This window comes from Caballeronia calidae (assembly GCF_900044055.2).
GTDB classification, from domain to species: Bacteria; Pseudomonadota; Gammaproteobacteria; order Burkholderiales; family Burkholderiaceae; genus Caballeronia; species Caballeronia calidae.
Genome location: NZ_FCOX02000128.1, coordinates 1 through 9391 on the forward strand (window position 1 = coordinate 1; position 9391 = coordinate 9391).

The following is a 9391-nucleotide window of genomic DNA, read 5'->3' on the forward strand; positions in this document are numbered from 1 at the left end:
GTGCACGGTTGATCATCGCTTTCCGCTCAGCAACCCCGCCTTGCTGAGCGCTCCGCTTAAGACATGATGGCCTTCAGGGAGTCGCGACATAGGCGTTCGTCCGATGATCGGACGACCTTCACTGAACGGCGGAGACAGTCATGGACAAGGTCAAGTTTTACGTCGGACTCGACGTGCACAAAGACTCAATTGCAATCGCATTCGCGCGGGCGCATGCTCGGGACGATCCCCAGTTCTACCGATACACACATCAATGGGGTCCATCTGGTTGGCTCAACGCCGCGTTTAAGCGGAGTCCAAAAGAAGATGCAGACGAGCCCGTTTGCGACGACGGGCGCGCTAAAGAAGTGCCTCGACGTGCTGGGAGACGCCTACGACGTGGTCATTGTCGACACGCCTCCGTCGTTGGATTTCCTGACTGCAAACGCCATGTTTGCTGCGGACGTCGTGTTCGTGCCGGTTGAGTCAGGTTCTAAATTGTCACTGGTCGGAACCGATGACATGCTGCAGTTCATCCGTGACGCCCAGGGGGTGAATCCGCGGCTGCAGTTCGGCGCTGCGATCCTGACGCGGCATGATGCGCGCAAGAAAATGTGCAAGATCACAGCGAGCGCGGTGAAAGACTTCTATGGTCGGGTTCTGGATGCCAACAGCGTGATCGGCCGTGGTGCGTGCGGCCATATACCGAGGTACCGGCAGATGGCTGATAAGTAGGGTTTTGAGTTCGTTCCGGCATTGTGCTCGCGCCGGGCCATCAGATTGCGGGCCGCATTCGCAACGCGCGTCTCTCCGACGTGCGCGCGTAACCAGACGAGCGTTTGCCGATCGTCGTCGTTTAAGATAATTTACGGATAAGCTCTTAGCCATTCGACCACGTCAAATCTATTTTTTGAGGACATTCTCAGCAAACAGCATCGGTGACTCTTGCTGTATGGACGCTAGCAATTTTTCGGCTAACCGGCTTTCCCCTTGTCCCTTCAGTGCATTGTAAGCAGCCTTGATCGATGCCCGATATTTGTTACGAAGTTCGCCGCTCTCCGTAAACTGGTCTACCGTTTTGAGCCCATTGGCTAGCGATGAATTGTTGTGGCACACGACTCCCACATGCAATAGCCGAAGCCTTACCGCAGGGTCCGGGTGTGTATTAGCAGCCGTCAAGAGTTTTTCCGCCTTCTTAAACGCATCCAGTCCTAGGTCACGTGTACCACGATTCGTCGCTCCTTCAAGCATTCGATCTATCACGTGAAAGTTATCACGCCTCTTGAGGTCTGCCGTCGATGGAAGGTCAGCCTCCAGATCTATGTTGTCTAAACGTTCTTTCAAATATTTTGACAGCCCTTCCCGACCTGTGGGTTTCGTGTCGCTTTTTGTGCTGGGACTCGATTCTGATCGTTGTGTAGAAGAAAATGATGTATTAAGTGATGAGCCAAAAAAACCACTGTTATCGTGGGCGTGGCTGATATGACTGATGTTCAGATCGCCAATCCCTCCGTTGACGCTCGACCTTGATTGTTGCATCGATGATTCTTCATCAAGTTCCTCGATTTTCGCGTCAAGGTCCGCGTCGGGAATATCTACTTCGTAGTTTCTCGAGGAATCTTTGGGAATAATTTTCTGCGCTAATTTACCTGTTGATCCGGGTTTCTGTGGCATCAACGGCGATGCTATTTTGAATTCGCGCCGAAGCTTCTCCGAAACAAGCTCACGATTCTTTGCCGTTTCCTGTTTGCCAAGCCCAGCCAAGGTTCCCCACAATTGTCGCTGAAAGTTGCTACCCGGGTCAGATCGGGGCGCCTGCGTTTTAGTCGGGACGGCATCTTGCGATGATCCCAAGTCGCCCGGGTTCTGTGGAGGCAGTCCAAAGGTAATACGCGGCATGGCTTTACTCTCAACGATATCCAACTGCTTGCGGGATTTGCACCGGGCGGAGTCTGCGTGGTCGCAGACTGGAACTTCGAAGATCAATTCACCGAACAGTTTGCGGTTCGGATTCTGGAGAGTCAGCATCGCGAAAATTCAGGGCGCAAGCAACCTCAACGCGCCAGAACCGCTGCGGTGGGTCTGGTGCCAGCAGGCGGTTACTGTAAAAGGCACCTTACACTACGGCTGATAACCCAACCATCACGATGGCCATCGTCTGTATGCGTAATGATGGCATGATCGGCTCATGCCAGATCCGGTTCGTCTGCATTGCGGATGAACCATCACGTCACGTGACGGTTCAATAGATTCAGTCACATTCTGGAACGCCCCTTGATCGTAACTTGTCCGGCAGGAGCGATGCGTTCCCTTCCATCGGCCGATGGTTCATTAAAACGATCGTTTTTTCGTACGCGTAGGTTCGAGCGGCCCGAGCGTAAGCGAGCCCCGTGCTGCGGGACAGTGCGCGTGCAGAAAATCCGCTGTGCAAAACTACGTTCGATTTATTCAGCGGCGTTGACTACAGTGTACGAAACTTCCGATTATATGACGATATGGACCGCGGCTATGCACGTGTCAGCACGCACGAACAGCATCTCGCACTTATTCGGCGGTATCCAAAGGCGACGGAAAAACTCACGAAAGACAGCGATGAACTGCTTGCCTTCCACGACTATAGCTGCTTCTTGCTTCGTCGCGCTGTTTCTTGCCGAAACGGGCATCAACCTCGCGCAACTGCTAGCCATGAAGTGGAGTCCGGAGCTTGCCACGAGCCTCCAGGATGCGTCGGTTGCGCGTCAGAAGTTTCGTGAGGTCAAGTACCGGGCAGGTGGGAGGGAGATTACGTTCACCGTCTGGCTGGGCTTCATGCCGAAGCTCAGGGCGTATCTGGCGTTGCGCGAGATCTGGTGCAGGACGCAGAGTGGGACGCGCGGTTTTGTTTGACGCTGGCAGCCGTTCAGGCCGAACTTGCCCGCCGCCCTGCGGTGGCCTTCGCCGCGCTCATGAATCGCCTAATCGCCTTATCTCTGCCGTGTTCCGTGAACATTATTTGTGTTCGTATGCCGGGAGCGCGGTGAGAGTCGAGGCGCACACATCACGGGCTGCGCTGGTGCGCGAGAGATCGAAGCCCTGTTGCCGTGGTTCCTCAAACAGGAGACAGACCTGATGGCAAGCCTGTTCGCATTTTGCGTGGCGGCGACGCTCGACGGCGTGAGTGCAACGGATAGCGCTCATCCGATCCATGCGCTTGTGGACGTGATGCAGATCGACATGGCGAACTACTGGAAACCGACGCGGCAAAGTTACCTGAATCACGTATCGAAGGCACGCATCATCGATGTGGTAAGAGAGGCGATTTCGACGGAAGCCGCGGTCGAGCTCCAGGGGATGAAGAAGGGCGAAGCCGCTGCGGCGGCCGAACTGCGGATCGTGGAATCCGGGTGGCTGCCTGAAGTATTGAGGTCGCGCGAGACGAGCAAGCCGAAGAGCAAGCGCCAACACTGACGCTGTAGCTGCCTGGGCCGAAAGGCCCAGGTCATTCGAGGCGGTCTGCAAGTCGCGCGGCCCAACGTGCAGACCGGACGGATGGATGAAATGCTTGCCGTCCCGGGGGTTCCTTGTCGGGGTGGCGCAGGTTGATGACCGCGCGACCCAGATCGCCGCCCAGCCGTGTCGCCTGGGCGTCTCAATGTTGAACGAAGGAAAACCAGAAACCCGTCGGTCGTTGGGGGCTTCGCTACCCGTCGCCAACGATCGCCGCTCGGGTTGCGGCGGGCGCTGCATCAGGAGGTGCGGGTCGCACGTCCTGATACAGCTTCAAGGGCTTTCGCGGCATAAAAGGTGGGCCGCAGTCCCCCCATTTATTCCACGCCCCCTTGACCGCCACACCCCGACCGGCGCTCGCCAGCGCCGGGTAGCGAATCGTGGCACTGCTTGCCGCGCCGGACTGCCCATGTCCTCAAACACAGGGAGCGAAACTGTGAGCTTTCTCTTTAATGGCGACTGCCTTGACGTGCTTCCGGCGATTCCCGACGACGTTATCGATTTCACCTTGACCGATCCGCCGTATCTGGTGAATTACCACGACCGCTTGGGGCGCAGCATTGCGAACGACGTCTCATCGCAGTGGCTCGAACCCTCGTTTGCAGAAATTTTTCGTGTGCTGAGGCGCGATGCGTGAGCTTTTACGGATGGAATCGCGTTGACCAGTTTTTTCACGCGTGGAAAAGCGCCGGCTTTCGGGTCGTCGGGCACCTCATCTTTGCTAAACGCTACGCGTCCAAGGCGCGGTTTGTCGAATACCGGCACGAGGCGGCCTACCTGCTCGCTAAGGGCAACCCGGCGCTGCCGGCCAGCCCTTTACCGGATGTATTGGACTGGCCGTACAGTGGCAACCGGCACCATCCGACAGAGAAAGCTCCGCAAACGCTGGCGCCGCTAATCGAGGCTTTTACGCAGCCGGACGACATTGTGCTGGATCCGTTCGCGGGTTCCGGCTCGACGTGCGTCGCGGCCAGCCAAACGGGTCGCCACTATGTCGGCATTGAATTGGATCCCGCGTACTACGCGACGGCGCTCGCACGGCTCGCGCATGATGCGCCCTCCACCGACCTGAAATAGCCCAAAAAGGAAACGCTCAGGCCGCCTCGACTGCGGCGGCCGGAGCGCCGGTTTTCTCCGCCTCGCGCGCGGCGATGAACGTGTCGCCCCGCGTCTTAAGTTGCTTGATCAGCGTGGCGTCTGTCTTCATCTGGTCGAGCGCCCACAGCAAAGTGCCGGTCAGCGTGCCGCGGTCCACCGGAAACTCCACCATCGAAATGATGCCGCCGAGTTCGATCAATTCGCGTGTGCGCGCCTTACGCTGTTCATCGCGCCGTTCGGCCATGGCCTTCTGTGCTTCGACGCGGGCCTCATCCGCTTTTTGGTTGATCTTTTCGAGCCGCACCAGAGCGTCGAGCTGACGCAGATCCTGCTTGGTGGGCGATTCGATCAACGCAAGTTCAAGCAACATTTTCTGCGATTCGGTCGGCGACTTCAGGGCCTGAATGAACTGGATGCGTGCGGTGAGCCAGTCGTTTTTTTCCATGCTTCATGCTCCGGAATGTTCAAAACATATCCTGCGCGGTCCACGCAGGTTGCCAGTCTTTTTCCCCACTTCTGCGCCACGGCGTGTTGAGGATGGGCCGTCACGTTTTCGTGACCGAGTCGATTGGTGTAGACGAGGAATCTTGCATCCTCGCGGTGTGGTCGCCACCCCGGTTGAAGCGTGAGGCCGCCATCGGGATGCCGTATCTCACCAAAGTCCAACATTCAATGAATTTGACTGGCATGCTCCCCATCGCTGGCCCACGGTGTGGTCATATCTTTGTACTTCCTCGCCTGACCAGTTATTCAGTGCCGCTAGCCGGTCAAGGGTTTCCGGCAGCCGTCCGTGCACGTTAGCGTAGCCCAGGTGAAAGCACAGATGACAGTCCGCACAGACACTCAGCAGACCGCGCAGGCGCTGGACGCCAAAGACGGTGAGGTGTTCGCATTGCGCCATTTCATCGTCTGGCGGAAAGTCGTACTCCCACACTTCATGCGCTTCGAGCGCATTGATTTGAAGGCCGCAGAGCTCACAGACGTGATGATTGTGTTCAATCACCTGATTGCGCAGCGCCGCCCAAGATACAGACGTTAGCAGGTTTGCCAGACTCGCGCCCCAGGCTGTTTCGGGGATCAGGTCGCCGGTGACCGTGCGGGCATTATCGATCACGGCCGGGCGTCTCCCAAAATCGGTGGGATAGTCACCACGGAAAGCGATCTTGCCATCAAGCGAACAGAAGACATCGCCAAACATTGGATGAACCTCGTCCCAATCGTCGATCTGATTACGTTGGAACAACGAGTCGAGCGGTATTGCCAAAGGCATGTAATCTCCCGAAAGCTCCTTCTTGCTAAACTTTTTCTAGCTTAAAAATCCGCGGCCGCCAGAGAGAACCAAGGCGTCTACAGGGTCGTATCCAAAACCAGGCGCGCTTATCCGTTTCCATGCTAGCATGGAAACAACCCCTCGCTTTCAGCACATGCCAAGATTTTTCGCCCGCCATCAATTGCCTCCGCTCAGCCGCCGTTCGGCAGAGCAGCAGCATCGCAACTGGCGTGGCGTACCCGGTCATTCGCCGGAGTTGAGCGCTTGAGCAACTATCACCTGAGCGTGAAGGGCGGTGTCCGAGGCATGGGCGCAAAGCACGCGAGGTACGTGCAGCGCGAGGGGCATTACGCGTACATCTCTCGCGAAGGGAAGTTTCAGGAACGCGGCGATCTTGCGCTCACCGAGAGCGGCAATATGCCGGCGTGGGCGCGCAACAATCCGAATGCCTTCTGGGAAGCCGCCGATCTGTACGAGCGCGCGAACGGGCGCATCTACACCGAGATCGAAGTATCGATTCCGCGTGAACTCAGTGATGATCAGCGCGTTGAGCTGATCCGCGAGTTTGTCGCTAATACGCTCGGTGAGCGTCACGCCTATACGTGGGCCATCCACAATCCGAAGGCCAGCGACGGTCTTGAGCAGCCACATGCGCACACCATGTTCACGGAGCGCGTGAACGATGGCATTGCGCGCGATCCGCAGCAGTTCTTTCGGCGCTTCAATCCCGAGCATCCTGAAAAAGGCGGCGCCGGAAAGGACCGGTCGATGCGCGGTCCGGCGTTCGTTCGCGAGGTGCGCGAGGAGTGGGCGATGACGGCCAATCACTTTCTGGCGCGCGCGGGCATCGAGGTTCGCATTGATCATCGCAGCTATAAGACACTGGGCATTGAGCTGGAGGCTTCGCTCAAAGTGGGAATTGCCCGCCATGCGGGCGAGCGTGGCGTGATGGCCGGGGTGCTGGCGGAAAACCGTGCGCGTGCACGTCGAAATGGCGAGCGGCTGCTTGTTAATCCGGCAATTGGTATTCACGCGCTGACGGCCACGCAATCGGTCTTCTCACGGCGCGATATTGAGCAGTTCGTGTTTCGCAATACGGATGGCGAAGAGCAGTTTCGCCAGGTGTATGCGCGCCTGATGAATTCGAAGGAACTGCAGGCGCTCAGGGACGGCGGGCGACAGGGCGAATGGTTCGCCTCGACGGAATTGCGTGAGATCGAAGCGCGCCTAGTTGAGCGGGCACAGGCGATGAGTCGTGCCGGTGGGACGGCTTCAGGTGATGACGTGGTACGTGCAAGGCTGCGGGCGACGCGTCAGTTCAACGCGGGGCAGGACGCGGCTTTTGTGGCGCTGGCAGGAGGCGGCCAACTGGTGGTCGTCAATGGTGCGGCCGGTACCGGCAAAAGCTATGTGCTCGCCGCGGCGCGCGAGGCGCTGGAAGCCGACGGCATGCAGGTGATCGGTGCGGCGCTTCAGGGCAAGACGGCGGACGACATGCAGCGCGACGCCGGCATTGCAAGCCGGACGTTGCATAGTTTGCTGTCCGGTATCGAACGGGGTGCCGTAACGCTCGATCAAAAGACGGTGCTGGTGATCGATGAGGCGGGGATGGTCGGCTCTCGGCAATTAGAAAAATTGTTGGGTCACGCGCAGGCGGCCGGCGCGCGTGTGCGGCTGGTAGGCGACGCCTGGCAACTGCACGCGGTCGATGCGGGCGATGCATTTCGCGCGGTGTCGCGCGAAGCGGCCGTCGCCAATCGGCTGGAAAGTCTGACAGAGATTAAACGGCAGAATCATGGGTGGCAGCGCGACGCGTCGCTCGCGTTGGCGCAGCATGATGTGTCAACGGCGCTGAACGCGTACGGGGAGCACGGCGACGTACAACTGTGTGTCAGCGTCGCGGCCGCACGCGAGCAACTGCTGGCGCAATGGCAGGCGGATCGCCAGGCGAATCCGGATGGAACACAGCTGCTGCTTACGCACACCAACGCGCAGCGGGAGGCGTTAAACGCGGGCGTGCGCGAGCTGAGAAAGGCGGCGGGGGAGCTCGGCGCTGAACAGCTCGTGTCGATCGCCACGAGTGCTTCGGATGGGAAACCGACCGGCCGTCAGATCGCGATCGCGGCCGGCGAGCGGATCATGTTTCTGCAAAACGAGTACGCGATGCAGGTGAAGAACGGGACGCTTGCGACCGTCGAGCGGATCGAGACCCACGCCGACAAAAGCGCGAGCGACGTCGTGCTGCATGTGCGCCTGGATGACGGGCGACGGCTTGCGGTCGACACGGGGCAATATGGCCACTTCGATCACGGCTATGCGCTCACGATCCATAAAAGCCAGGGCGTTACGGTCGATCGCGCGTATGTGCTGGCGACGAAGACCATGCATGCGGAGCTGGCCTACGTGGCGATGACGCGGCACAAAGAGAGTCTGGTGGTCGCTGCGGGCCGCGACGAGTTTGCGGACGGCGCGGCGATGATCCGCAGCCTGTCGCGTGCCGACGATAAATCGTTCAGCGCGCAGCACACAGTGCTTGCGGCGCGTGATCGCCAGCCTGAACTGGGCTACCGGCATACGCTGGGTCAGCGCCGTGTCGCGTTCTCGAACGCGCCGCGGCTTCAGCGTCAAGACAAGACCCTGGTGGAGGTGGTCAGGCCGTACACCGATGCGTTGGCCGCCGAGACGTTAGCAAAGCAGGCCGGTAAGCCGGTGCCCGCGAAGGATCGCGCGGCGCTTAAGCGTGCGCAGGCGGGGCTAGCGAGGTTCGATGCGGAGCTGGGCGCCAACATTCGGCAGCTCGTCGTGCACGATGACCGGGCGTGGAAAGCGTTGGTCGAGCTGTCGGGCGAAAGTCGCGCGCGCATGCTGGTGAATCAGGTGCGTGAAGTACGTGAAGCGCAGGCGCGCCAAGCCGCCGGATATTCGATGCGTGCTGATGAGCGGGCGGTCGGGCTGGCAATGACGAAGGCCGCCGTGTCCCGCAAGCCGTTTGCCGAGCTCACGCAGCAGGAAAAAGCGGCGCGCCGTGCTGAGTATCTGCAAGAGCAGCGTCGCAAGGCCAGCGTGGATCATTCACGTGGCAGGTCGAACCCGGAAGTCCACCGGTCCAAATCGGATTACGGCCTTGAATGATTGAAGTTGACGGCCGTGAGGAATCCTCCGCGGGCATTGTCGCCCACGGCGACGCATCGCGATCATTCGATCTGTCTGCGTTCCGTTTCGCCTACATTCTTTTGCTGTGCCGGTGTTCGCTTACTTCGATCCCGCCGCGCGCCCCTCCGCAAGCGCTTCCAGTCGCGCGTTGTCTCCATCGTCCTGCCATCCCATCGTCAATTCGCGCCACAGCTGATGAACCGCTCGCGCGGAGCTGCCATACAAGGCAGAGAGATAGCCTTCCGTCGCTTTGGCCTGCTCCGCATGCCAGTGGATTATTTCTTCGGCCAGCGACGTGATTTGCCGATACGACCATTTCCGTTTGTCAGTAAGCGATCCACGAACGACGCCCCTCAGAGTATGTGGTGGAACGCGTGGGGCGTGGTAGAGGCAGGTCAGCGGAGG

The 9391-nt window shown here is 59.1% G+C and carries 8 protein-coding genes and 2 pseudogenes; 5 read left to right on the plus strand and 5 right to left on the minus strand.

The features are described 5' to 3' along the window. Nucleotides 1-213 precede the first annotated feature (213 nt). Complete coding sequence (locus AWB78_RS40170) at nucleotides 214-714, plus strand: ParA family protein (protein WP_062612552.1); 501 nt, start codon at nucleotides 214-216, stop codon at nucleotides 712-714. Here the strand turns inward: AWB78_RS40170 and AWB78_RS49995 are convergent. After that, a pseudogene (locus AWB78_RS49995) lies at nucleotides 651-845 on the minus strand (CppA family protein); the annotation flags it as partial. The gene AWB78_RS40170 and the pseudogene AWB78_RS49995 sit on opposite strands and share 64 nt — an antisense overlap. A gap of 37 nt (nucleotides 846-882) precedes the next feature. Then, nucleotides 883-2007 (minus strand): hypothetical protein, encoded by a 1125-nt coding sequence (locus AWB78_RS47190; protein WP_157697806.1) that lies wholly within the window; start codon nucleotides 2005-2007, stop codon nucleotides 883-885. Nucleotides 2008-2571: 564 nt separating this feature from the next. Here AWB78_RS47190 and AWB78_RS40175 point away from each other — a divergent pair. The 3 genes and pseudogenes from AWB78_RS40175 (at nucleotide 2572) to AWB78_RS40185 (ending at nucleotide 4542) form a co-directional block, all read left to right on the plus strand. Next, the gene (locus AWB78_RS40175) at nucleotides 2572-2865 is read left to right on the plus strand and encodes a hypothetical protein (protein WP_062612554.1); all 294 of its coding nucleotides are present in this window, start codon (nucleotides 2572-2574) and stop codon (nucleotides 2863-2865) included. Nucleotides 2866-3054: 189 nt separating this feature from the next. Beyond that, nucleotides 3055-3426 (plus strand): hypothetical protein, encoded by a 372-nt coding sequence (locus tag AWB78_RS40180; RefSeq protein ID WP_157697807.1) that lies wholly within the window; start codon nucleotides 3055-3057, stop codon nucleotides 3424-3426. 475 nt (nucleotides 3427-3901) lie between these two features. Beyond that, a pseudogene (locus AWB78_RS40185) lies at nucleotides 3902-4542 on the plus strand (DNA methyltransferase). 16 nt (nucleotides 4543-4558) lie between these two features. Here the strand turns inward: AWB78_RS40185 and AWB78_RS40190 are convergent. Beyond that, the gene (locus tag AWB78_RS40190) at nucleotides 4559-5008 is read right to left on the minus strand and encodes a conjugal transfer protein TraD (RefSeq protein ID WP_062612558.1); all 450 of its coding nucleotides are present in this window, start codon (nucleotides 5006-5008) and stop codon (nucleotides 4559-4561) included. 207 nt (nucleotides 5009-5215) lie between these two features. Then, nucleotides 5216-5833, minus strand: coding sequence for a hypothetical protein (locus AWB78_RS47195; RefSeq protein ID WP_157697808.1), 618 nt, complete (start codon nucleotides 5831-5833; stop codon nucleotides 5216-5218). Nucleotides 5834-6097: 264 nt separating this feature from the next. Between AWB78_RS47195 and AWB78_RS40200 the strand changes: the two genes are divergently transcribed. Then, a complete protein-coding gene (locus AWB78_RS40200) occupies nucleotides 6098-8965 on the plus strand; it encodes an AAA family ATPase (protein ID WP_157697809.1) in 2868 nt (955 codons plus the stop codon). A 120-nt stretch (nucleotides 8966-9085) separates the two neighbouring features. Here AWB78_RS40200 and AWB78_RS48945 read toward each other — a convergent pair. Then, a partial coding sequence (locus tag AWB78_RS48945) for a hypothetical protein (RefSeq protein WP_232478079.1) occupies nucleotides 9086-9391 on the minus strand: 306 nt, incomplete at its 5' end.

Excerpts from the sequence above, each read along its gene's own strand:
- AWB78_RS40170 (WP_062612552.1), top strand. The coding sequence starts at position 214 with ATGCTCGGGACGATCCCCAGTTCTACCGATACACACATCAATGGGGTC.
- AWB78_RS47190 (WP_157697806.1), bottom strand. The coding sequence starts at position 2,007 with ATGCTGACTCTCCAGAATCCGAACCGCAAACTGTTCGGTGAATTGATC.
- AWB78_RS40175 (WP_062612554.1), top strand. The coding sequence starts at position 2,572 with ATGAACTGCTTGCCTTCCACGACTATAGCTGCTTCTTGCTTCGTCGCG.
- AWB78_RS40190 (WP_062612558.1), bottom strand. The coding sequence starts at position 5,008 with ATGGAAAAAAACGACTGGCTCACCGCACGCATCCAGTTCATTCAGGCC.
- AWB78_RS47195 (WP_157697808.1), bottom strand. The coding sequence starts at position 5,833 with ATGCCTTTGGCAATACCGCTCGACTCGTTGTTCCAACGTAATCAGATC.